Origin of the sequence: Luteipulveratus flavus, from assembly GCF_029439465.1 — a bacterium.
Taxonomy (GTDB): domain Bacteria; phylum Actinomycetota; class Actinomycetes; order Actinomycetales; family Dermatophilaceae; genus Luteipulveratus; species Luteipulveratus flavus.
The window spans coordinates 46,427-68,003 of sequence record NZ_JAROAV010000008.1; the positions used below are offsets into that span (position 1 = coordinate 46,427).

Genomic DNA, 21,577 nt, shown 5'->3' on the forward strand with positions numbered 1-21,577 from the left:
TCAGGACGCCGTACGGGAGTTGCGGCCGGGCAGGCGGGACGTCGCCGAGCCCGGCCGCGCTTCTGCGCGCATCGTCCCCTCGGGTGGCTCGCGGCGCGCGCCGCTGCTGGACGCCTCGGCCTGCGCGACCTCGTCCGCCGTCAGCCGGGAGGCCGTGGTGACGGGCCGCCAGACCAGGAGTCCGGTCCCGATCATCAGCAGACCCGAGATAGTGAAGACGGTGTCGATCGGGCCGAAGTGCAGCCCGCCGACGGTGACGTCCAGGTCGCGCATCGCGGTGCTGACCACCCAGCTGGTGATCGCCATCGACGTCAGGCTGGCGACCGTGGGGAAGACGGTGATCACCACCGTGGCTCGCCCCAGCAGCTCGGAGGGGATGGACCGCATCACCATCGGCATCAGGACGGTGTTCGCGGCGCCGAGCGGCATCGCGAGCAGGAAGAACAGCACCACCGCGGGCGCGAACGACGTCATCCGCGAGTAGACGACCACGCAGGCACCCACCAGCAGGAACGACCACACGAAGATGGTCGCCGGACCGATGTGGCGCTCCAGCCGCGGCGCGAGCAGGGTGCCGACCAGGGTGCCGATCGCGAAGCTCATCAGCAGCCACCCGAGCAGCTCGGCGCGCTCGTGCAGGACGTCGGTGACGAAGAAGACCTCGAGCACGTTGATCATGCCGGTCGCGAACGTGATGACCGTGAGCGCGAACGCCACCGCACCCAGCATCCGGTACCGCGTGACCGTCCGGACGCCGTGCGACAGGGAGGTCCAGAACGACTGTCCGGACGCGCGCTCCTCCGGCGCCGAGCTCCAGGTGAACCGGCCCAGCAGGAAGGAGGACAGCACGAACGACAGCGCGTTGACCGTGAGCGCGGCGGTCGCGCCGAGGGCGAGGAACAGGGGCGCCGCGAGCGGCGGTCCGGCGATCGCCAGCAGACTGTTGGCCGACCCCTGCCGCGAGTACGCCGAGGTGCGCAGGTCGTCCGGGATGGTCTTGGCGATCATGACGTTGCGCGCCTGGGTGAAGAACTGGCCGGCGGCGTTGGTGACCACGATCGCGGCGTAGATCCACACCATCGCGAACGGGCGGCTGATCCGGTCGCCGAGCAGCGGGATGAGCACCAGGCTGGCGATGGCGAGCGCCTGCACGGTGTTGCTGCGCACCAGCAGCCGTTGGCGGTCGGTGCGGTCGGCGTACACACCGGCGATCGGGCCGACCAGCAGGACGGGCAGGGCCGCGGCGATCAGGACGCCGCCGACGGCCGCGGGCGCCCAGGTCTCACCCCGGGCGATGTCGGTGCTGATCCACAGGACGACGGTGAGGTCGAAGACCAGGTCGCCGAGCCGGGACACGACCGCAGCGGGGAACGCGTACCGCCATGCCGGCAGCGCCCATAACCGACGCCCGGCGGAGTCGTCGCTCGATCGCACCGCGTCCCTCCTCCACCTGCTCTGGTCGTGCGGAGCACGTCGTCGTCCGCGACGCTCAACGTAGCGAGCGGACCGGATGTTTAGGTGATTGAGGCTTCGACAATATTCGCCCTGCCGTTCACCCGTGGCGGATCACCGGAGCGACCGTCGGTGGCGGGAGCGCGGCCCCTGCGACGCGCCCCGCCACCGTGGGCGATGACCGGCTCAGACCGGCGGGATGGCCCGGCGGCGGGTGCTGAACGCGCGGTCCCGGCGGGCGGCGTACTGCAGGCGCTTGAGCAGCTCGGCGCGCAGCTCGTCCGCCTCGATGATGCCGTCGATCACCAGGTCGGCGGCGAGCCGTTCGATGTCGACGTCCTGCAGGTACTCCTCCCGCATCCGCGCGACGAACGCCTCGCGCTCGGCGGGGTCCTCGATGGCGGCGATCTTGTTCGCGTACACGGCGTTGACCGCCGCCTCCGCGCCCATCACCGCGATGCGCGCCGTCGGGAGTGCCAGGGTGGCGTCCGGACCGAAACCCGGACCTGCCATCGCGTAGAGACCGGCGCCGTACGCCTTGCGCAGCACGATGCAGAACTGCGGCACCGTGGCCTCGGAGACGGCCGAGACCATCTTGGCGCCGTGCCGGATGATGCCGCCGCGCTCGACCTCCGAGCCGATCATGAAGCCCGGCACGTCGGTCAGGTAGAGCAGCGGGATCGAGTACGCGTCGCACGTCCAGATGAACCGGGCGGCCTTGTCGGCGCTGTCGGTGAACAGCACCCCGCCCTTGACCATCGAGTTGTTGGCGACGATGCCGACCGTGCGGCCGTCCATCCGCCCGAAGCCGACGACCAGCTCGGCGGCGAACAGCGGCTTGATCTCGAAGAAGCTGTCGTCGTCGACCAGCCCGTCGATCACCTCGTGCACGTCGAACGGCTGCGACTCGATCTCGGGCACCGTGGTCCGCGTCAGCGGCTCGCTCGGCTCCTCGCCGACGTACGAGGGCGGCTCGTCCTTCCACGTCGAGGGGACGTAGGAGAAGTACAGCTTCGCCAGCTCGATGGCCTCGGTGTCGTCGGAGGCCAGCAGGTCGCCGACGCCGCTGACGGTGCAGTGCATGCGTGCACCGCCCATCTCCTCGAGCGTGACCTTCTCACCGACGACCATCTCGGCCATCCGCGGGCTGCCGAGGTACATCGAGGCGTTGCCCTCGACCATGATGATCACGTCGGTGAAGCTCGGGATGTACGCCCCACCCGCGGCCGAGGGGCCGAAGAGGCAGCAGATCTGCGGGACCCTGCCCGACAGCGCGACCTGGTTGTGGAAGATGCGCCCGGCGCCGCGGCGGCCGGGGAACAGCTCGACCTGGTCGGTGATCCGCGCGCCGGCGGAGTCGACGAACCAGAAGACCGGCAGCTCCTCGCGCAGCGCCGCCTCGGTGGCCCGCACGATCTTCTCGACCGTGCGCGCACCCCACGAGCCAGCCTTCACGGTCGGGTCGTTGGCCACCACGATCGCCGGGCGGCCGTCGACCGTGCCACGACCGGTGACGACGCCGTCGGCGGGCAGGCCCGGCGCGGTGGCGTTGGCGTACCGGCCGTCCTCGACGAAGCTGCCCTCGTCGAACAGCAGCGCGATCCGGTCGCGGACGTACAGCTTGTTCTGGCTGTCGAGCTTGGCCTTGGCCTTCTCCGTCGGAGCGGCCGAGGCCTCGTACGCCGCCGCCAGCCGGCCGCGGGCGTCGACGACGTGCGCGTCGTGAGCCGCGTCCTGGACCGTCATTGCGGGAGCCCCAGACCACGCGCGATCACCATGCGCTGCACCTCGGAGGTGCCCTCTCCGATCTCCAGGATCTTGGCGTCGCGGTAGAAGCGGGCCACGGGGTACTCCTCCATGAACCCGTTGCCGCCGAAGATCTGCGTCGCGATCCGGGTGCCCGTGACGGCGGCCTCGGTGGAGTAGAGCTTGGCGATGGCCGCGGCCTGCTTCACCTCGGCGACCGAGCGGCGGCCCGACTCCAGCTCGTCCTTGAGCCACGCCGCCTTGTACGTCAGCAGGCGCGCGGCCTCGACCATGACGGCCAGGTCGGACACCTGGAAGGACACGCCCTGGTTGATGCCGATCGGCTTGCCGAACGCCGTCCGGGTCTTGGAGTACTCGGTCACCTGCTCGAGGCACGCCTGCGCCAGACCCACCGCCAGCGCCGAGATCGCGATGCGACCGTCGTCCAGCGTCTTGAGGAACTGCTTGAAGCCGGCGCCGCGCTCACCCAGGAGGTTCTCCTGCGGGACGACGCAGCCGCTGAACGTCAGGCCATGGGTGTCGGAGGCGTGCCAGCCGAGCTTGTGGTACGCGGGCTCGACGGTGAAGCCGTCGGTGCCGGACGGCACCATGATCGCGCTGATCTCCGGCTTGCCGTCGGCGCGCTCACCGGTCTTGGCCGTCACGGTGACCACGGACGTACGGTCGGTGCCCGAGTTGGTGATGAACGCCTTGGCGCCGTTGACGGTCCACTGACCGTCGGCCAGCGTCGCCTTCGTCCGGGTGGCGCCCGCGTCGGAGCCGGCGTCGGGCTCGGTCAGGCCGAAGCCGGCGAGGGTCTTGCCGGAGACGAGGTCGGGCAGGAAGCGCTGCTTCTGCTCCTCGGTGCCGTAGGTCAGGATCGGGTTGATGCCCAGGCCGACGCCCGCCGACAGGGTGATGCCGACCGACTGGTCGACCCGGCCGAGCTCCTCGATGGCGAGGCACAGGTAGGTGAACGCGCCCTCGTCCAGCCCGGCGCCGCCGTACTCCTCCGGCACGACGAGGCCGAAGAAACCGAGCTCACCCATCTGCGGGACGAGGTGGGACGGGAAGTGGTGGTCGCGGTCCCACTGCGCGATGTGCGGAGCGACCTCGCGCTCGGCGAAGTCCCGCACGACGTGGCGGAAGTCCTCGTGGTCCTTGGTGAGCTCGAACATCGGCAGGATCGGCCTCTTCTGCGCTGGGGTGACGGTGGTCACGCACTTGACGTTGACGTCAACGTAAAGCACGCTCTGTCGCTATGACAACCCGGGCCCCCGCCTCCGCGGCGACCGCGCGCACGTGGTCGATCGCCGAGCTCGCGGACGAGTTCGAGGTCACCCACCGCACCATCCGGCACTACGAGGACCTCGGCCTCATCACTCCGGAGCGGCGCGGCACCGTACGCGTCTTCCACCGCCGCGACCGCACCCGCCTGGCGCTGATCCAGCGCGGCAAGCGGCTCGGGTTCCCGCTGGAGGAGATCCGCACGATCATCGACATGTACGACGAGCAGCCCGGTGAGGCGGGCCAGCTGCGCTACCTGCTGGACCAGATCACCGACCGGCGCACCGACCTGGAGCGCCGCCGCCAGGACATCGAGGACTCCCTGCAGGAGCTGGCCACTCTCGAGCGTCGCTGCCGCGCCGACCTCGAGGCGCTCTCCTCATAGCCACCGCTGGTTGAGCCGGGCGAGCGCCCAGCGCGAGCCCGAGTCGAAACCCGGTGCCGCACAGGGAGACTCTCCCAACCAGCGGGAGGGATCAGTCGGTGTCGACGTAGAGGCAGAACGGGTGACCGGCCGGGTCGAGCATGACGCGGACGTCGTCCTGCGGCTGGTGCTCGTGGAGCTCGGCCCCGAGGGCCACCGCGTCCTGGACCGCGTCGTCGAGCGCTCGTACGCCGACGTCGAGGTGCAGCATCATCTGCTGCTGGCCCGGCTCGGCCGGCCAGGTCGGCCGCTCGTACACGCTCTCGGTCTGGAACGCCAGATTCGCCGGCGCCCCGGGGAACCCGATCGTGCACCAGTCCGGCTCGTCGGTGGCCATCGGCCAGCCGAGCAGGTCCCGGTAGAAGTGCGCCAGCGCACGCGCATCCGGTGCATTCAGCACCACGCCGACCCAGCCGCTCAGCCCTCTGATCCCTGCCATCCCCGCAGCGTGCCACCACCGTCCGACACGGCGCTCACTTCTTGGTGATCGCCTCGCGCCACAGCAGCCGCACGATGCCCGGGGCCGGGTCCGTCGTCGTCACGGAGACCGCCCGGCCGATCGTGCCGTCGTCGGTGACAGCGCTCAGCAGGGCCGCCGCGAGGTCGGTCCGTGCCGTGAACATGCCGTCGGCGCCGTCGATCTCGTACGACGTGGGTCCGTCCGCGTCGAACAGACCGGAGGAGCGCACCGCCGTCCAGTGCAGGTCCGACGCACTCAGGATGGCCTCCATCCGGTGCATGTCGTCGTACAGGGTGCGGCCGAGGCGCCGGATCACCAGCGGCTCGAGGACGTTGTTGAAGAAGAAGGCGCCGGCCGGGCGGTAGCCGGGCTTCTGCACGTTCGAGCTGACGGCCACGACGCGCTTGATCCCGTGCCGGTGCATGGCCGCCGCGATGGTGGTCACCCCCTGGGAGTAGACCGAGATCGGCTGACGCGAGAACGGAACCCCCAGGATCGAGACCACCGCGTCGGCGCCCTCGACCGCGTCGGCCACGGCGTCCGGGTCGGCGATGTCGGCCTGCGCCGTGGTGAGTCCTGGTCGTACGGCGATGGCGTCGGGCCGCCGGCTGACGGCGACGAGATCGTGCCCCGCCGCGAGCGCCTGATCGGTCAGATGACGACCCGTGGGGCTGCTGGCCCCGAAGACGGTGATCCGCATGGTGATTCCCTCCTGCGTGCCGGGCGTTCCGGCTCGGTGTTGACCCTCGTCGGCACGGCCACCAGAATTCAAACGTGCTGAATAAATCCCGTGGCCGTCCCCGCGGCCGCCCGCGTACGCGCGAGCGCATCGCCGAGGTCGCCCGTCAGGAGTTCCTGGAGCACGGGTACCGGGGCGCGACCGTCCGCGGCATCGCCGCCGCCGCCGAGGTCGACTCGGCCCTGATCAGCTACCACTTCGGCTCCAAGGAGGCGTTGTTCGGCGAGGTCATGGAGCTGCAGTGCATCGGCGCACGCGGTCTGTCGGCGGCGTTCGAGGGCGACCTGGCGGGCCTGGCCGACCGCATCCTCGACGCCGTCACCTCCGCCTGGGAGGGCGACGCCGCGGCCCCGCCCGGCCTCGACGGCGCCGCGATGGGCCGGGAGGAGGTCATGATCGTGCTCCGCGGCTACCTGGAGTCGGAGGTGGTCGGCCGGCTTGCTGAATTCCTCGGCGGGACCGACGCTCGCGCCCGGGCCACCGCCGCCGCCACGGTCATCGGCGGCTTCATCTTCACCCGCTACCTCAACCCGCTGCCGAGCGTGCAGTCCCTCAGCTCCGGGGAGGCGCGAGCAATCCTCGAGCCCTCGCTGCGGGCCGCTCTGGCTCCGAGGGTGCCGCGACGCCCGTACGCGAGGATGGGCGCATGAGCACGCCGCACCAACCCACCTTCACCTCGGTCGAGCAGACCCGGCACGCCCTCGCCGACGTGGACTACCTCGCGTCCTCGGCGATCGCCACCACCGTCTACCTCGCCGACACGCTCGGCAAGCCCCTCCTCGTCGAGGGTCCGGCCGGCGTCGGCAAGACCGAGCTGGCCAAGGCGGTCAGCCGCGCGAGTGGCGCCGAGCTGGTCCGGCTGCAGTGCTACGAGGGTGTCGACGAGGCTCGCGCGCTGTACGAGTGGAACCACGCCAAGCAGCTGCTGCGGATCACCGCGGAGCGGGACGCCGCCTGGGACGAGGTGCGCTCGGACATCTTCGCCGAGGAGTTCCTGCTGGCGCGCCCGCTGCTGAAGGCCGTCCGCAGCGAGCAGCCGGTCGTGCTGCTGGTCGACGAGCTCGACAAGGCCGACGAGGAGATGGAGGGCCTGCTGCTGGAGATCCTGTCCGACTTCCAGGTGACCGTCCCCGAGCTCGGCACGATCACCGCGCGCAGCCAACCGTTCGTCGTCCTCACCTCCAACACCACGCGTGAGCTGTCCGAGGCGCTGCGGCGCCGCTGCCTGTTCCTGCACGTCGACTACCCCGACGCCGAGCTGGAGCAGCGCATCGTCCAGCTGCAGGCGCCCGGCCTGTCCGACGCGCTCACGCAGTCGGTCGTCCGCGTCGTCGGGGCGCTGCGCGACCTCAACCTGCGCAAGGCGCCCTCGATCGCCGAGACCGTCGACTGGGCGCGCACGCTGGTCGCGCTCGGCGCCGACGAGCTCGAGCCGGAGCTGGTCCGCAGCAGCCTGGGCGTGATCCTCAAGCACCAGGACGACATCACCACCGCCGCCAAGACCCTCGACCTCGACCGTGCCCTCGCCGGCTGAGCCCGCCGCTCCCCCGCACGGGTCGGTCCTGGCGCGGCGACTCGTGCAGGTCGCCACGTCGCTGCGCGGGCACGGGGTGAAGGTCGGCACCAGCGAGATCGCCGACGCGGGCGCGGTCGTCCAGGCCCTCGGGCTCGACGACCGCGAGACGTTGCGCGAGGGGCTGGCGAGCGCGTTCCTGCGCCGGGCCGGGCAGCGCGGCGTCTTCGACGACGTCTTCGACATCTACTTCCCGGCCGGTGTGGGGTCCCGGTCCGGTACGCAGGCGGACCCGCCCACGCCGGACGCCGCACCGCGGGAGGTGGCGGCCTCCGTACGGGGCCTGCTGATGGAGGCGCTCGCGCGCGACGACCGGGCCGAGCTGGACCGGTTGGCCGCGCTGGCGCTGGACCGGCTCGGGGAGCTGGAGCGTGAGGGCGCCGGGTGGTCGGCGGCGCAGGCGCTGGAGCAGCTCGCACCCCAGACGGCGATCGCCGGTGCGCTGCAACGGGCCCGTCAGCTCGGAGCCGGGGGCGACGGGTCGCAGGACGAGGGTGAGCAGGGCGGCGGCAGCGGCACGCAGGGCTCGGGCAGCGGCGGCGGCTCCGGCGCAGGCTCCGCCGGGCGGGAGCAGCTGACGGACCGGATCGCCCGCGAGGAGATGCGCTCGCGGGTGGCGGCGTTCCGGCGCCGCGTCGAGACCGAGGCCCGCCGACGCAACGCCGAGGTCCGCGGCACCGAACGCATCTCGCGGTACGCCGTCCGGGACGCGTTCGAGCAGCGCGACTTCCTCGCTCCCGGTGGCGGCGAGCTGGCCCAGCTGCGGGCCGCCATCAACCCGCTCGCCCGCAAGCTCGCGGCGCGCCTCACGGCCCGGCGTCGCCAGCAGGCCCGCGGCACCATCGACGTACGGAAGACACTGCGACGCTCGATGTCGACCGGCGGCGTACCCCTCGACCCCGCGTACGCCCACCGCCGGCCGCACCGGCCGGACCTGGTGCTGCTGTGCGACGTGAGCGGCTCCGTGGCCGGGTTCTCGGGGTTCACGATGGCGTTGATGCAGGCGATCTCCGCGCAGTTCAACAAGATTCGCGTGTTCGCCTTCGTGAGTACGACCGACGAGATCACCGATCTGGTCCGGGCGGCGCGACCGGAGGACGACGTCGTGAGCGCGGCGCTGCGCACCCGGAAGGTGCTCGGCTGGGGAGCGAGCAGCTCGTACGGGCAGTCGTTGGACAGCTTCGCGGAGAAGTTCATGGACGCGGTCGGGCCGCGCAGCACCGTGCTGATCCTCGGCGACGCGCGCTCGAACTACGGGCTCCCCCGGCTGGAGACCCTGCGCACGATCCGCGGCCAGGCGCGGCACGTGGCCTGGCTCAACCCCGAGCCGGCGTCGTCCTGGGGCACCGGGGACTCGCTGGCCAAGGAGTACGCCCGGGTCGTGGACATGCACGAGTGCCGCAACATCGACCAGCTGCGGGCGTTCGTCGGACGGGCGCTGCCGGTCTGAACCCGGCTCGACGGCTCAGACGTCCGTGTCGGCGTACGCCGCCCGCAGGTGGCTGTCGTGCTCGACGAGCGCTCGGAGGATCGCGTCCATGCGGGCAACCGGGTGGTCGTCGGCGTCGTCGGACCGCATCTCTTCGACCGCGGCGGCGCTGACGTCGTGCTGGACGACGAGAGCAGGGACGGGGCGGTCGACCAGCCGGCCGTGCTCGCCGCCGATCGTGGCCGCCTCCGCGTCGGTGAGCGAGTCGAACCGGCTGCGCGCGAACGTCGCCACGACCGGGATCGTCGGGCCGACGAACCGGCTCGCCACCCGCCGGTCGGCCCGTCCGCGCCGGTAGCCCACCGTCGCGACCTGAGCACCACCCGCCAGCACCGCGTCGACGAACTCGCCCTGCGCGTCCGTCCCCATGGGGCCGTCCGGGGCGTCGGCGACGATCTCGACGCGCTCGACGACGCCCGGCGGCTGCGGAACGACCTCCAGGACGCCGTCGGCGGAGGGCGAGGCCAGGACGAACCGGCTCGACTCGGGTGAGGCGTGCTGCGCGTACGCCGTCAGGACCGTCGGGTCGAACACCGTCTCGGGGGGTTCGAGGACGCCTGCGGCCGCCGGGCCGTCGAGCCCGGCCGCGGCGTACACCGTGCGGGCGAAGTCGCCGATGCGGGTCGTCTCGTCGTACGGGTGGAAGGTCTCGGCCTCGATGACCGCGACCCACCCGTCCTCCTCGACCGGGACGAACGCGTCGTCGGACCGCCCGGTCGGGGCGAATCTCTCACCGTCCCAGGACAGCTCGGCGCCGGTGACTCCGTCGTAGATGCTCGCGCCGGTGTCGACGATCCACCGGGTGCCGCCGGCGCGGAGCGACGACGCGACGGCAGGACTGATGGTCGCGGCGGCGGGCGTGATGACTGCGAGCTGTCGTCCGTGCCGGTCGGCCCACTGCTGCTGCAGCACGAGCCACGGCGACAGCGTGAGCTCCTTGCGGGTCTGCACGACGACACCGACCTTCTCGTAGAGGGCGTCGGCCGGGCAGTCGAGAGACTCTGAATCCCGTTGCTGCATCACGGCTTCGGGCACGTCGACGGTGGCTCTGGCCGCGTCGGGGACAGTGGCGGCCGACAGTCGTTCGGCCCTCCCTCCGGCAGCACTCGCCATCGCGCGGACGACATCGCGGACGAGCAGGTGCGGTGTCCCGTACGGCGGGATCGGTCCGTCTCCGGGTGCGCAGACCTCGGTGAGGAAGGAGGTCTCGTCCCCGTCGAGCGCGGCGCGCGAGCCGCTCACCCACAGACGGGGGCGGTCGGCGGCGTCCACGACCACAGCCCACTCGCCGCCGGTGTCGCCCCGGAGCGCGAGGTGGGGAACCTTATCGTTCAGCGCGGTCACGAGATGAGAGATGTCCACAGCTGTGGGTGAGCGAACGATCCAGTCCTCCGACATGGCCAGAATCGTTGCACGGACGCCGGGACGCCCTCGGCCGTCGAGACGACTGGGAGGCCACAGTGGGCATGAAGTTCGACATGGGCGCCGACGCGCTCAGCAACCTCACCAAGGAGACCGGCACCTCGCACACCGACCTGGGCGACCTGCTCAAGGCCCTCGTCACCGCCGTCGAGCCCCTCGAAGGCAGGTTCAACGGCGCCGGCCGCACCGCGTTCGACAACTTCAAGTTCCGTGCCGACGACATCACCAAGGACCTCAACAGCGCCCTGGCCGCCATCAAGCACGGCCAGGAAGGCATGGGCCACTCCTTCGACACGGGCGACAGCGAGGCCGGCGACAACGCCCGACACAACGAGTCCAAGGCCTCCTTCGACCGCGCCCGCTTCTCCGCCCGCGCGCACTGAACCCCAACCCGTCTCGACCGATCAGGAGCCCCACTCATGCCCGGAACCGACCGCATCTCCTACGACACCGGCGTCTCCAGCACCGTCCAGACCGACATCGGCTCCGTCGTCGGCCGCCTGGAAACCCTCATCAACACCCGCCAGGGCCAGGTCAACCGCGCCATGGCCGACTTCCAGGCCGACGGCGTCTCCGAGGACTACCGCGCCGTCGAGCAGCGCTGGAACACCGCCTCCGGCGAGGTCCGCACCATCATCAACCTCGTCAAGAGCACCCTTGGCCTGAACGACGACACCGCTCTGAACGCCCAACGCCGCGCCCAGAACGCCGTTCACAACATCGGCTGACCTGCCCGAGCCCGAAACAGGCTGCTACGCCGACGCTTCCGGCGCGCGCAGCACGGTCTGCACCGTGCGGGTCGGCTCGCCGGTGCGGACGAGTACGGCCCGCCCGCGCGGTAGCGCCTGCGGCCGGAGCGATCCGAGCAGCATGCCCTCACTGCGGTCACCGGAGAACATCAGACCGGTCGCTCCCCCGTCGCGCACCGCCATGAAGAACTGCTCGTAGATGCCGCGCGACGCACCGGCGACCCGACGGGCGAGGACGACGTGCAGGTTGATCTCTTGGGCCATGCCGACGAACGACAGCAGCGGTGTGAACGGGCTCGAGCCGCCCGCCGTCACGACGTCGTAGTCGTCGACCAGCAGCACGATCCGCGGTAGTGGTGCGGCGGACGGCACCGGTCCCTCGACCGACGTCGGGACGCGCTGCTGCAGCTCGGGCAGGATGGCGTGGACGAGCCGTTCGGCGAGTGCGGTGCTGGTGGCGTACCCACCGAGATACTCCTGCGGGATCACTCCCTGCAAGGTGCGCCGCGGGTCCACCACCGCGAAGACGAGCTCGTCCGGCGTGAGGCGGTCCGTCAACGACCGCGCGAGGTGGCGCAGCAGCGAGGTGCGCCCGGTGGACGCGTCGCCGAGCACCACCAGGCTGCCGTCGCGGCCGTCCAGGTCGAGGACCACCGTCTGGAGGTCGGACTCGTCGAGACCGAGCGCGACCTGCCCGGGTGCGGTCGGCGTACGCACGTCGTCGGGGGTGACGACCTCGGGCAGCAACCGGATACGCGGTGCCCGCTCGCCCGTCCCCGACCGCAGCGCCGACGCCAGCGACTCGAACCCGTCCGCCGCGTCGTCACGGGTCGCGCTGCCGTCGATGCGAGGCAGGGCGATCTGCGCGAACAGCCCGCTGTCCAGCAGGCAGCGCCCGGGCACCTCCGCGGACAGGGTCTCGGCGAGCTTGCGGGCCACACCGGACTCCGAGGGATCGCCCAGCCGCAGCTCGATCTTCGTGCCGAAGAACGTCTGCTGGTTGAGGCGGACCTCGTTCCAGCGGCTGACCGTCGCGACGACGTGGATGCCGTACCCCGACCCGCGCCGCACCAGGTGCTGGACGGTGTCCTCGATCTCCTCGAACTCGTCGGTGATCTGCCCGAACCCGTCCACGACCAGCACGACGTCGGCGAGCAGCGCGTCGTCGAGCTCGGGCGCCCTCCCCTCGGCCACGAGCGCCCTTGCAGCGTCCAGCGACTCGGCGCCGTACCGCTGGAACAGCAGCTCACGCTCGGCGAGGATCGCCCCCACCTCCTCGACCACGCGGCGGACGACCTCGCGGTCCATCCGGACGCCCACACCGCCGACGTTGGGCAGGCTGTCGAGCGAACCCAGGTTGGACGACAGCAGGTCGAGCACGAACACCGACACCTCGCTCGGGCTGTGCGTCAGCGCCAGTGAGGACACGATCGAGCGCAGCGTCGTGGTGCGCCCGGAGCGTGGGCCACCGATCACGAGCACGTTGCCGCCGGCCGAGGCGAGGTCCAGCTCCCACGCGCCCTGACGCTGCCGGCTCGGGTCGTCGAGCAGACCCAGGGGCACCCGCAGGTGTCGAGCTCGCTTGCACCGCAGACCGACTCGCGTGGCGGTCGGTCTGCCGCACACCTCGTCGAGGGTGACGGTCCTCGGCAGCGGCGGCAGCCAGACGGGCGCGCTCGTGCGCTCCACCTTCGCGAGCTGTTCGATGATCGTGCTGAGGACGGTCGGGCCCTGCGGCTCGTCGTCGCTCACCTCACCGTCGCTGTCCGCGGGCTCCCGCACCGCCGTCGCGTCGTGCTCCAGGACGGCGTACTGCGGCATCGGCAGGATCTCGGGTGCGGCGACCTCGAGCGACGTGTCCTCCTCCTCGGGCAACGGGCCGCTGACGTAGCCGGAGCGGAACCGGGTGTAGATGGTCGTGTCGACCTTGAGGTAGCCGTAGCCGGGCAGCGGCGGGAGCGAGAACGCGTCCGGCGCCTCCAGCACGGTGCGGCTCTCCGCCTCGGACAGCGTCCGCAGACCGATGCGGTAGGAGAGGTAGGTGTCCAGGCCGCGCAGCTTGCCGCCCTCGATCCGCTGGCTGCTCAGCAGCAGGTGCACCCCGATGGAGCGACCGATGCGCCCGATCGACAGGAACAATTCGATGAAGTCGGGTCGCGCCGTCAGCAGCTCGCCGAACTCGTCGATGATGACCAGCAGGTGCGGCAGCGGCGGCAGGTGCTCGCCCTGGCGCTTACGCTCCTTGCGCACCCGGCGGTACGCCGTGACGTCGGCCAGGTTGCCGGCGTCCTTGAGGACCTGCTGACGCCGCTTCACCTCGCCCTCGAGGCTCGCGTACACCCGCTCGACCAGGCCCGCGTCGTCGCTGAGGTTGGTGATGATGCCCGACACCTGCGGGGCACCCTCGAACGGCGCGAACGTCGCACCGCCCTTGTAGTCGACCAGCACCATCGTCACGTCGTCCGGGCCGTGGGTCGTCAGCAGGCCCAGCACGAGGGTGCGCAGCATCTCCGACTTGCCCGATCCGGTCGCGCCGATGCACAGTCCGTGCGGGCCCATCCCGAACTGTGCGGCTTCCTTCAGGTCGAGCATGACCGCAGCGCCCTGGTCGTCGGTGCCGATCGGTACGCGCAGGAACGCCGGCCGCGGACGCGCCGACCACGCCTCGTCCAGGTCGAGCCGCTCGATGTCGTCGACGCCCATCAGGTCGGCCGCCGCGAGCGCCTGCTGGCCCGCATCGTGCTCCAGGGAGTCGGGTGAGAGCCGGAGGGCGGCGAGCTCGCGCCCGAGCGCGTCGGCCTCCGCGAGGCCGAACGGGTCGACCGTCGTACGCCGCCGTTGCGGTTCGGCGTCGCGCCGCTCGTAGTCTTCCACGAGCGCGCGCACGCCTGATGCGTCCGCCGGCTCCTGGGTGATGCGGGTGGTGACGTCGTCGGGCTCGTCGAGCCGCGAGGCGACCAGGTGGATCACGGTGACGCCGACGTCGCCCAGCCGGGCTTCGCGGTCGCCGAGCGTCAGCTGGGACGGCGCCTCGCCGTGCGCGTCGTGCACGACCAGGACGCGCGCGAACCGTGAGGCGCGGTCGGAGGCGAGGAAGTTGCGGCTGAGCTCGGCGGAGGCCGACAGGCGCCGGTGCAGCTCGGAGCGCAGCAGCTGCTGGAGCGAGCCGATGTCGGGGACGACCCGGCGCATCGGGCCGGCGGCGGTGGTGTGGTCCTGGTCGGCCAGGTGCGGCAGCCACTGCATCCACGACCACCGGTCGATGCGGGCACGCGGGACGACCAGCGCCAGCCGTACGTCCTCCGGTGAGGAGAGCGTGGCCGCCTGGGCGACGAGCACCCGCGCGACGTGCTCGACGAACGCGCGGTCGCCGACCACGCTGATGGTGCCGGCGCTGTCCAGGTCGACGGTCAGCGGCAGGTCGCCCGCGGTCGAGAAGCGGTCCTCCAGCCGGTTCAGCTGAGCTTCCATGAACTCGTCCGACAGCTGCATGGCGCCGTGATCGCCCTCGTGGCGGAACGTCGTGGTCCGGACCGCACCGGTCCCGATGCGTGCCCTCAGGAAGTCGTCGTCGTCGCGGCGGCGCTCCCACAGCCGCTCCGGGGTGCGCGACACCGACAGCAGGGCGCGGGCCTGCGGGGCGGCGGTGCGCGACGCGCTCGTCACCGACTGCTCCGCCTCGCTCAGCGCAGCGCGCTGACGCTCCAGGTAGTCGAGGTAGCGGTCGCGCTGCTGCTGCCGGGTGCGGGCCGCCTTGCCGCGCTGGCTGAGCATCATCGCCACCGACGCGAGCAGCGTGAGGATCATCATCAGCGCGCCGACGGCGGCCAGGCTCGACCCGCGGAAGAGCATCATCACGGTCATCGAGGCGCCGGCCCCGAGCATCGGCGCCAGCATCAGCAGGCCGCGCAGCCCGGTGTCGCCCTCGGGCAGGCTCGGCGGTCGTTCGAGCGAACGTTCCTGGACCCCGGGTGGCCTCGGTGACGTGCGCGCCGGACGGTGAACGATGCGGGTACCCATCAGGCCTCCCTCGCCCGGCGTACGACCTCGGCCGCGACCCGGTGGGCGGCGACGTATGTGGGTTCGGCCAGCAGCGCGGGAGTGACGGCTCCCCCGGCCGCGAGGTGCCGGTCGCCGGGCAGCGCGACCACGGTCGCGCCGCCCTCGCGCAGCACCGTGCGGGTCGCGCCCGTCCCCGTCGCGGTGCCCCGGCCGGTGTCGACCGCGACGACCACCACGGCCCGCGGGTCGGCTCCGGCGGCACGCAGCTCGCCCGCGACGTCGGCGACGGAAGGAGCGCCGCTCTCGTCGAGCGAGGTGACCAGCACGACCGCGTGCGCGAGCCCGACCGCCGGGTGGTCGACCTCGCCCGCGAGGTCCAGGACGGTGAACGCGTGCGCGCGGCTGAGGTTCTCGACCGCGCCGGCGCCTCGGTCGGCCCCGTCGCCGCGTACGTGCACGCCGCGCAGGTTGGGTACCTGCGTGGGTCCGAGTCGGCCACCGAGCGCGCCGCCGTCGTTCAACAGCGCTGCCACCACGACCTGGTCGCTGCGCAGGGCGGCGAGCACCCGCGTGACGAGCACCGCCACCGTCGTCACCCCTGCGCCACCGTGAGCGCCGACCACCACCACTCGCCGGCCGGTCGTCACGGGCTGCTGGACGGCTGTGGCCGCCGCGAGGAGATCGTGCGGCGTCTCGTCGGAGCCCACCAACGACCGCAGGTGCGTCAGTGAGCGCCGCCACCCCGCCACCGCGGGTCGCCGGGACGCCCGGCGCTGCTCCGCGGACCGCGTCCGGGGCCGCGTCGCAGCGAGGTCCACCACCTCGGCCGACGCCGGTGCCCTGGTACGGGACAGACCCGGCCCGGCCACGTCCGACCAGACCGGCAGCCAGGGCCGCCGCGGGCCCACGGGCTCCGCGGCCGTGGCACGCTGCGGCGGTGCCGGGGCACCGGGAGGGGCTTCGGTCGGTGCGTTCATCCGGCTCAGCGCGCCGACGTCCCAGGAGGGGCCGTCGGGCACGCGGGCAGGACCCATGGGTGAGGACATCTCGACCTCACTCGAAGGAGGACAGCAGGTCGGCGTACACACCGAAGACGCCGACGAGGACCGGCACCGCCACGAGGACGGTCACGCTCTCGACGCGCGACGCGGTCCGGCGCAGCTGGGCACCGAGGTGGTCGGCCAGATGGACCACGGAGGCGGTGAGGACACCGATGCCGGCCAGCGCCAGCAGCGCGGCGAGCGCCCCAGCCCACGACGGGCGGTCGTCCACGGCCGCCACCATGAGCGCGACCGGCCCGACACCTGCGGCGACCCAGATGGCCGTGCGCTCGGCGGTGAGCGGGAAGTGCCGGCCACGCAGCGCGTACGCCAGCGAGACCAGCAGCGTCAGTGCGGTCGGCCAGGGCTGCAGGTCGCTGCTTCGGGCGCTCGTCCCCGTGCTGACCGCGAGGACCGCGCTGGTGAGCACGACCCCGCCCAGCAGCATCCAGTGCGCCTCGGCCACCCGCGCGTGCGCGGCCCGCTCGAGCACGAGCTCGCCGCGGGTCACCTGGGTGTCGACGCCGAAGACGCCCGACTGCGCGAGCGCGAGCCGGGGCAGGAGGCCGAGCAGCAGCAGCGCGGCCACCGAGGTCACGGCCCCGGTCTCCACCGCGCTCCCGGTCAGCAACCACGTCACGGCGGCCATGGCCGACAGCAGGACCAGAGCACCGGCGCCCGTCAGGCCGATCAGGATGCGCCGGGCACACGCGCCCACCGCGCACATGACGACCAGGGCGGCCCCGACGGCCGCGGCGTACCGCCAGACCGGCTCGGTGTCCAGGAGGGCCACTGCGGCGGCCGCGCAGACCAGGCCGAGTCCGGTGAGGGTCCAGGCGACGGCCCGTACGCGGGTGGGTGCGACCACCGTGGCGCCCGCACACGCCAGCAGCGCCACGACGCCGAGCAGCATCGTGGCCGCGGTGCGCTCGACCGCGCTCGCTGCGAGGGCGGCGCCGGCTGCGAGCAACGCCGACCCGACGAGCGCGAGGGCCCCGGCCCGACCCTGCTCGGTCCAGGCGCCCCGAGGCGTCGCCGACTCGACGGCGTCGACCATGTCGTAGACCGCGGGCGCCGGAGGTACCTCGTGCGAGGCGACGACCCGCAGTCGTACGCCGTCGCGCAGGCCCGCGTCGCGCAACGGCTGCTCGGGATCCAGCGTCCGGCCCGTCTCGGTGACCAGCTCGACCCGGCCCACGGGCACGGACTCGCGCAGCACGTCGAGCAGCTGCGGGACCAGGTGGGCCACCGGCTGGTCGGCCGGCAGGACGAGATCGGCGTTGCGACCGGCTCCCAGCACGGTGGCCCGCAGGTACGGGGTCCGGGACGTCGTGGTCACGGTGCTCGTCCCTCTGCGGAAGGCTGCTGGAGCCGGGTGATCTGCGCGGACGGCACCGCGGGGACGCCGCCGCCCTGGCGCAGCGTCGGGTCGCTCGAGAGCAGGTGCGTCACGAACGACACCGCCACGCAGCCGGTGGCGGCGAGCGCGGCGAGGAAGACGCCGGCCACGAAGGTCCGAAGCCGGTCCGACCAGTCCCGCCGCAGGCGCTCCTGCCCGAACATCAGCGCTCCACCGAGCCGTTGCCGCCGCGTGGCGACCGACTCGATGAGCAGGTCGTCGTAGCTGTATGACACGTGTTCCCTCCCTGGCCGCGGCGGCAGCGAGCCTTCCCCTGGCTCGCCGAACGGCCCCGTCGCCCCGGGCACGCTACGTCACCCGAACCGCGGGGGTGGGCTTCCCGGGCCTGCCATTTCTCGGTCATCGGCAGATCGGACGGGCGGGCCCGACCGACGTCCCGCGTCCGCGAGCGACGTCAGCCATACTGTCGGCCGTGCGTGCCCGTGTTCTCGCTGTCCTGTCCGCCTGCCTGCTCGCGTGCGGCGTCCTCGGTGTGCAGCCGGCCTCGGCCGCCGACCAGCCGTCGTTCACCGTCAACGGCCAGGACCTGCGGCTGAGCACCGCGCTCGGCTCGGCCCAGCAGGTGCAGCCCGGTCTGTACAAGGCGACCCTCCCGCAGGGTGGCTCCACCCTCTACGCCGCGGTGACCCGCCGACCGGGCGAGACACTCATGGTCAGCGTCGCGGGTGCGGCGCGCGAGACCGGTCGGCCGTACTTCGCCAGTGGCGACCACAAGCTCGCGGTCAACCTGGTGATCCCGTCCAAGTACGGCGGCGACCCCACCACGTGCGGGGCGAACTCCTCCAGCGGCGCCACCCTGAGCGAGGGCGACCCGTTCGGCACGCTCACCGCCACCAACCTCATCGACGGCGCCAAGACCAAGCGCGCGCTGTTCCTCTCGGAGGACTGCGCGGCGGCGACCACCCTGTACGTCGAGGTGACGCGCGAGGCGCCGGCCGCTGCCGGGACGATGCCGGTGGAGCTGCTGGTGCAGCGGGAGCCGCGGCTGACCGGCACGCCCGACCAGCCGGCCGGAGGCGCCGAGCTGACCGACCTCACGACGCTGTCGAAGGACGACGCCGTCGTGGTGCGGCCCGGTCGCGGCTACAGCGACGCCGCGACGCTGCCCGCGACCGGGACGACCCAGCTGGACGCTCGCCTCGGTGAGACCTCCTGCTACAAGGTCCGGGTGGGCTGGGGGCAGCGCCTCGGGGCCGTCGTCCAGCTCCCGCGACCGGGCGCGCGGATCTCGCCGCAGGTGGACACCTCGATCGAGGTACAGATCCGCAACCCGCAGCGCGCGCTGGTGGACGACGACTCGGCGTCCCAGCAGGCCGAGGGCACGACCAGCCCTGCGGACGCGAGCGTGTCGACCACCGGCGTCCACTGGTCGAACCGCAACGCGGACTACACCGCCGGCGGCGACATCGGTGCGGACTCGGTCCAGGACACCTCGACCGCCGGGTGGTACTACGTGTGCGTCCGCGCCGACCCGTACAGCAAGGACGAGACCAAGAAGGACGTCCAGCCCTACCCCGTCCAGCTGACGGTGCAGGTCACGGGGACGGCGACCGCCGGCCCCCGGTACGTCGACGCCGCGAACCGCGCGATCACCTCGCCGCCGCCCGGGCAGCTGAGTGTGGGCAGCTCGCAGGGTTCCGACGGCTCGTCGGTGCCGTGGGCTCGCGTCGGGATCGGCGCCGTCACGGTCCTGCTCGCGGCCGGGGCGGTCGTCTGGGCGCTGCGGGCGCGCCGCCGCACCGCCTGACCTCGTACCCCCACCCCACCGGCAAAACCTGGCCGGCAGCACAGCCATGCATGTGCGCGCCGCCAGCTTTCGCCGCACCACCCGGCAGAAGCTGGCCGGCAGCACAGCCATGCATGTGCGCACCGCCAGCTTTCGCCGGCGTGGGAGAGGTCAGCCGGCGGGGGTCGCCCAGCGGTAGGCGCCGTCGCGGTACGCGCACTCCAGGCGGTTGCCGTCGCGGTCGCCCTCGAAGGTGCCGGCGTCGTGCCAGGCGCAGGTCGCGCCGCGCACCGCTCCCCCGGGTGACTCCTTCTGCTCACCACTGCTGGACCATGGCGCGAGGACCAGCAGGGCCAGCACGAGCGCCGCGACGACCGGCGCTACGACGAGCACGGCCAGCGGCCCCCGCCGCTTGCGTGGTCCCGCCGCAGCGCGCGGGTGCGGACCGGGGCCGGTCGGACTGCCGTACGGGCGCGACCCGACCGTGGGCGCGGACGAGGCGTAAGACGCGCCGTACGCCAGGCCCGGGCCGCCCGAGGGCGCCGAGCCGGCAGCCGGCGCCGGACGCGTGCCGCCGGCGGTCTGCTGACGGGTGTCGGTGTGCTGCTGGGGATGCGTCGTCCCGGTCGAGCCGTCCCGCAGCCCGAGCGGCCGCATCGTCGGCGCCGCGCCCACGCCCGTCCGGTCGGCGTCCTCGCCGGGCCGCAGGAACTCGCCCTCGCTCACGCCACGCAGCTCCGGCATCTGCCGGAAGACCTCGACCTCCTGCTGCTGCACCCAGGCCAGCTCGGGCACCTCCAGGGCACGCAGTGCCTCGTGCGCCGAGCTCGGGCGGCCGGCCCGGTCGGGGTCGGCGAGCCGGACGAGCAGGTCCCACAGCACCGCGGGCGTCGCGTCCGGCCGGGGCGGCAGGTCCAGCCGCTCCGAGCGCATCTGCGGGCGCGGCCGGTGACCGGTGAGCATCTGGAAACCGACCATGCCGGCGGCGTACAGGTCCGACCGCGGGTCGGGGTCGGCGCCGCGCAGCTGCTCGGGCGCGAGGTAGCCCGGCGTGCCCATCACGACCGACAGCGAGGTCAGCCGGGGCGCGTCGACGGCCACCGCGACACCGAAGTCGGTGAGCCACAGGTGCGGCCGGCCGGTGCCGGTGGCGTCGAGCAGGAGGTTCGCGGGCTTGATGTCCCGGTGCACGACACCCGCGTCGTGGACGCCCGCGAGCGCGCTCAGCATCTGGCGCAGCAGCTCCGCGGCGTACGGGGCCGGCAGCGGGCCGTAGTCACCCACCAGGGTCGACACCGAGCCGCCCTCGACGATGGGCATCGTGAACAGGACCTTGTCGTCCTCGCCGGCCCAGCCCAGCGGCGTGACGACGTGCGGGTGGTGGATGCGCATGCCCTGCTCGCGCATGAACCGCAGCAGCGATCCGGCGTCGGACTGCCGCAGCACCTTCGCGGCGATGATCCGGTCCCGCTTGAGGTCGCGGACCCGCCAGACGGCGCCCATGCCGCCCTCACCGATCATGTCGATCAGCTCGTAGCGGCCGGCGAAGACCTCACCCATGTCGACTCCTTCCGGCAGCCTGAGCCAGGACGTGTGCCAGCTCGGCCGAGATCGGCTCGACGACCTGCGCTGCGGCCGCCAGCTGCTCGGGAGACGCCGTGGCGCGCAGCCCCCCGATCAGCGATGTCTCGTCGGTCAGGGTAGAGGCACCGGACAGCGGCGCCTGCGCGGCCTGCACCTGGCGAAGCCGTGCCTCCAGCAGGCCGCGGTCCGCCGGGACACCGCCGTCGACCAGGTCGATCAGACCGCGCAGCCGGACGACGACGGCCGGGTTCCCGATCTTGACGCGCCGGGCGCTCGCGAGCTGGGACAGCATCGGGGCGGACAGCCCGAGCAGCTCGGCCAGCCTGGCCTGGGTGATGCCGAGGGACGCGGTGAGGCGGCGCAGCGACGGGCCGAGCGGCTCGCCGTACAGCCGGGCCTGCTGCGCCTGGTTGCGCGCGATCTCACCCTGCTCGTCCACGACCCTCCCTCGGCCCTGCCGCCGC

At 72.6% G+C, this 21,577-nt stretch carries 19 protein-coding genes; 7 read left to right on the plus strand and 12 right to left on the minus strand.

Annotated elements, in window-relative coordinates:
- The 3 genes from P4R38_RS01945 to P4R38_RS01955 form a co-directional block, all read right to left on the minus strand.
- Entirely contained in the window at window positions 1-1,434 is a 1,434-nt protein-coding gene (locus P4R38_RS01945) for an MFS transporter (protein ID WP_275239641.1), read from the minus strand.
- 204 nt (window positions 1,435-1,638) lie between these two features.
- Window positions 1,639-3,198 (minus strand): acyl-CoA carboxylase subunit beta, encoded by a 1,560-nt coding sequence (locus P4R38_RS01950; protein WP_277190817.1) that lies wholly within the window; start codon window positions 3,196-3,198, stop codon window positions 1,639-1,641.
- On the minus strand, window positions 3,195-4,376 hold the full coding sequence (locus P4R38_RS01955; RefSeq protein WP_277190975.1) for an acyl-CoA dehydrogenase family protein: 1,182 nt from the start codon (window positions 4,374-4,376) through the stop codon (window positions 3,195-3,197). Before P4R38_RS01955 ends, P4R38_RS01950 begins: the two co-directional genes overlap by 4 nt.
- Window positions 4,377-4,459: 83 nt before the next feature.
- Here P4R38_RS01955 and P4R38_RS01960 point away from each other — a divergent pair, with 83 nt between their 5' ends.
- On the plus strand, window positions 4,460-4,870 hold the full coding sequence (locus tag P4R38_RS01960) for a MerR family transcriptional regulator (RefSeq protein WP_277190818.1): 411 nt from the start codon (window positions 4,460-4,462) through the stop codon (window positions 4,868-4,870).
- Window positions 4,871-4,961: 91 nt separating this feature from the next.
- On the opposite strand, the gene P4R38_RS01965 is transcribed toward P4R38_RS01960, so the two are convergent.
- Window positions 4,962-5,348, minus strand: coding sequence for a VOC family protein (locus P4R38_RS01965; protein WP_277190819.1), 387 nt, complete (start codon window positions 5,346-5,348; stop codon window positions 4,962-4,964).
- A gap of 34 nt (window positions 5,349-5,382) precedes the next feature.
- On the minus strand, window positions 5,383-6,069 hold the full coding sequence (locus tag P4R38_RS01970; protein WP_277190820.1) for an NAD(P)-dependent oxidoreductase: 687 nt from the start codon (window positions 6,067-6,069) through the stop codon (window positions 5,383-5,385).
- Between the two features lie 74 nt (window positions 6,070-6,143).
- On the opposite strand from P4R38_RS01970, the gene P4R38_RS01975 reads away from it, so the two are divergent.
- The 3 genes from P4R38_RS01975 to P4R38_RS01985 are packed head-to-tail and all read left to right on the plus strand — an operon-like array spanning window position 6,144 to window position 9,131.
- Entirely contained in the window at window positions 6,144-6,758 is a 615-nt protein-coding gene (locus P4R38_RS01975; RefSeq protein WP_277190821.1) for a TetR/AcrR family transcriptional regulator, read from the plus strand.
- The gene (locus P4R38_RS01980) at window positions 6,755-7,642 is read left to right on the plus strand and encodes an AAA family ATPase (protein ID WP_277190822.1); all 888 of its coding nucleotides are present in this window, start codon (window positions 6,755-6,757) and stop codon (window positions 7,640-7,642) included. Before P4R38_RS01975 ends, P4R38_RS01980 begins: the two co-directional genes overlap by 4 nt.
- Complete coding sequence (locus P4R38_RS01985) at window positions 7,626-9,131, plus strand: vWA domain-containing protein (protein ID WP_277190823.1); 1,506 nt, start codon at window positions 7,626-7,628, stop codon at window positions 9,129-9,131. The genes P4R38_RS01980 and P4R38_RS01985 overlap by 17 nt, the downstream gene beginning before the upstream one ends.
- A 15-nt stretch (window positions 9,132-9,146) precedes the next feature.
- On the opposite strand, the gene P4R38_RS01990 is transcribed toward P4R38_RS01985, so the two are convergent.
- Window positions 9,147-10,568, minus strand: a complete 1,422-nt coding sequence (locus P4R38_RS01990) for a DUF6177 family protein (protein ID WP_277190824.1) — start codon at window positions 10,566-10,568, stop codon at window positions 9,147-9,149.
- A 68-nt stretch (window positions 10,569-10,636) separates the two neighbouring features.
- Between P4R38_RS01990 and P4R38_RS01995 the strand changes: the two genes are divergently transcribed.
- Window positions 10,637-10,975: a hypothetical protein gene (locus P4R38_RS01995; protein WP_275239653.1), complete on the plus strand. Its 339-nt coding sequence runs from the start codon at window positions 10,637-10,639 to the stop codon at window positions 10,973-10,975.
- Window positions 10,976-11,011: 36 nt separating this feature from the next.
- Window positions 11,012-11,320: a pore-forming ESAT-6 family protein gene (locus tag P4R38_RS02000; RefSeq protein ID WP_275239655.1), complete on the plus strand. Its 309-nt coding sequence runs from the start codon at window positions 11,012-11,014 to the stop codon at window positions 11,318-11,320.
- Between the two features lie 24 nt (window positions 11,321-11,344).
- Here the strand turns inward: P4R38_RS02000 and eccCa are convergent, their stop codons facing one another.
- From eccCa to P4R38_RS02020, 4 genes are read right to left on the minus strand one after another with little or no spacing between them, the layout of a single operon-like run.
- The gene (gene eccCa, locus P4R38_RS02005; RefSeq protein WP_277190825.1) at window positions 11,345-15,361 is read right to left on the minus strand and encodes a type VII secretion protein EccCa; all 4,017 of its coding nucleotides are present in this window, start codon (window positions 15,359-15,361) and stop codon (window positions 11,345-11,347) included.
- Complete coding sequence (locus P4R38_RS02010; protein ID WP_277190826.1) at window positions 15,361-16,377, minus strand: hypothetical protein; 1,017 nt, start codon at window positions 16,375-16,377, stop codon at window positions 15,361-15,363. Before P4R38_RS02010 ends, eccCa begins: the two co-directional genes overlap by 1 nt.
- A 19-nt stretch (window positions 16,378-16,396) precedes the next feature.
- Window positions 16,397-17,722 (minus strand): type VII secretion integral membrane protein EccD, encoded by a 1,326-nt coding sequence (gene eccD / locus P4R38_RS02015; protein ID WP_277190827.1) that lies wholly within the window; start codon window positions 17,720-17,722, stop codon window positions 16,397-16,399.
- On the minus strand, window positions 17,719-18,018 hold the full coding sequence (locus P4R38_RS02020; RefSeq protein WP_277190828.1) for a hypothetical protein: 300 nt from the start codon (window positions 18,016-18,018) through the stop codon (window positions 17,719-17,721). Before P4R38_RS02020 ends, eccD begins: the two co-directional genes overlap by 4 nt.
- Window positions 18,019-18,215: 197 nt before the next feature.
- Here P4R38_RS02020 and P4R38_RS02025 point away from each other — a divergent pair, with 197 nt between their 5' ends.
- Window positions 18,216-19,550 (plus strand): hypothetical protein, encoded by a 1,335-nt coding sequence (locus P4R38_RS02025; protein ID WP_277190829.1) that lies wholly within the window; start codon window positions 18,216-18,218, stop codon window positions 19,548-19,550.
- A gap of 150 nt (window positions 19,551-19,700) precedes the next feature.
- Here P4R38_RS02025 and P4R38_RS02030 read toward each other — a convergent pair whose 3' ends face one another.
- Both P4R38_RS02030 and P4R38_RS02035 read right to left on the minus strand, forming a co-directional pair.
- Window positions 19,701-21,089, minus strand: a complete 1,389-nt coding sequence (locus P4R38_RS02030; RefSeq protein WP_277190830.1) for a serine/threonine-protein kinase — start codon at window positions 21,087-21,089, stop codon at window positions 19,701-19,703.
- Entirely contained in the window at window positions 21,082-21,552 is a 471-nt protein-coding gene (locus tag P4R38_RS02035; RefSeq protein ID WP_277190831.1) for a helix-turn-helix domain-containing protein, read from the minus strand. The genes P4R38_RS02030 and P4R38_RS02035 overlap by 8 nt, the downstream gene beginning before the upstream one ends.
- Window positions 21,553-21,577 lie beyond the last annotated feature (25 nt).

Excerpts from the sequence above, each read along its gene's own strand:
- P4R38_RS01950 (WP_277190817.1), bottom strand. The coding sequence starts at position 3,198 with ATGACGGTCCAGGACGCGGCTCACGACGCGCACGTCGTCGACGCCCGC.
- P4R38_RS01955 (WP_277190975.1), bottom strand. The coding sequence starts at position 4,376 with ATGTTCGAGCTCACCAAGGACCACGAGGACTTCCGCCACGTCGTGCGG.
- P4R38_RS01960 (WP_277190818.1), top strand. The coding sequence starts at position 4,460 with ATGACAACCCGGGCCCCCGCCTCCGCGGCGACCGCGCGCACGTGGTCG.
- P4R38_RS01965 (WP_277190819.1), bottom strand. The coding sequence starts at position 5,348 with ATGGCAGGGATCAGAGGGCTGAGCGGCTGGGTCGGCGTGGTGCTGAAT.
- P4R38_RS01970 (WP_277190820.1), bottom strand. The coding sequence starts at position 6,069 with ATGCGGATCACCGTCTTCGGGGCCAGCAGCCCCACGGGTCGTCATCTG.
- P4R38_RS01980 (WP_277190822.1), top strand. The coding sequence starts at position 6,755 with ATGAGCACGCCGCACCAACCCACCTTCACCTCGGTCGAGCAGACCCGG.
- P4R38_RS01990 (WP_277190824.1), bottom strand. The coding sequence starts at position 10,568 with ATGTCGGAGGACTGGATCGTTCGCTCACCCACAGCTGTGGACATCTCT.
- P4R38_RS01995 (WP_275239653.1), top strand. The coding sequence starts at position 10,637 with ATGAAGTTCGACATGGGCGCCGACGCGCTCAGCAACCTCACCAAGGAG.
- P4R38_RS02000 (WP_275239655.1), top strand. The coding sequence starts at position 11,012 with ATGCCCGGAACCGACCGCATCTCCTACGACACCGGCGTCTCCAGCACC.
- eccCa (WP_277190825.1), bottom strand. The coding sequence starts at position 15,361 with ATGGGTACCCGCATCGTTCACCGTCCGGCGCGCACGTCACCGAGGCCA.
- P4R38_RS02010 (WP_277190826.1), bottom strand. The coding sequence starts at position 16,377 with ATGGGTCCTGCCCGCGTGCCCGACGGCCCCTCCTGGGACGTCGGCGCG.
- P4R38_RS02030 (WP_277190830.1), bottom strand. The coding sequence starts at position 21,089 with ATGGGTGAGGTCTTCGCCGGCCGCTACGAGCTGATCGACATGATCGGT.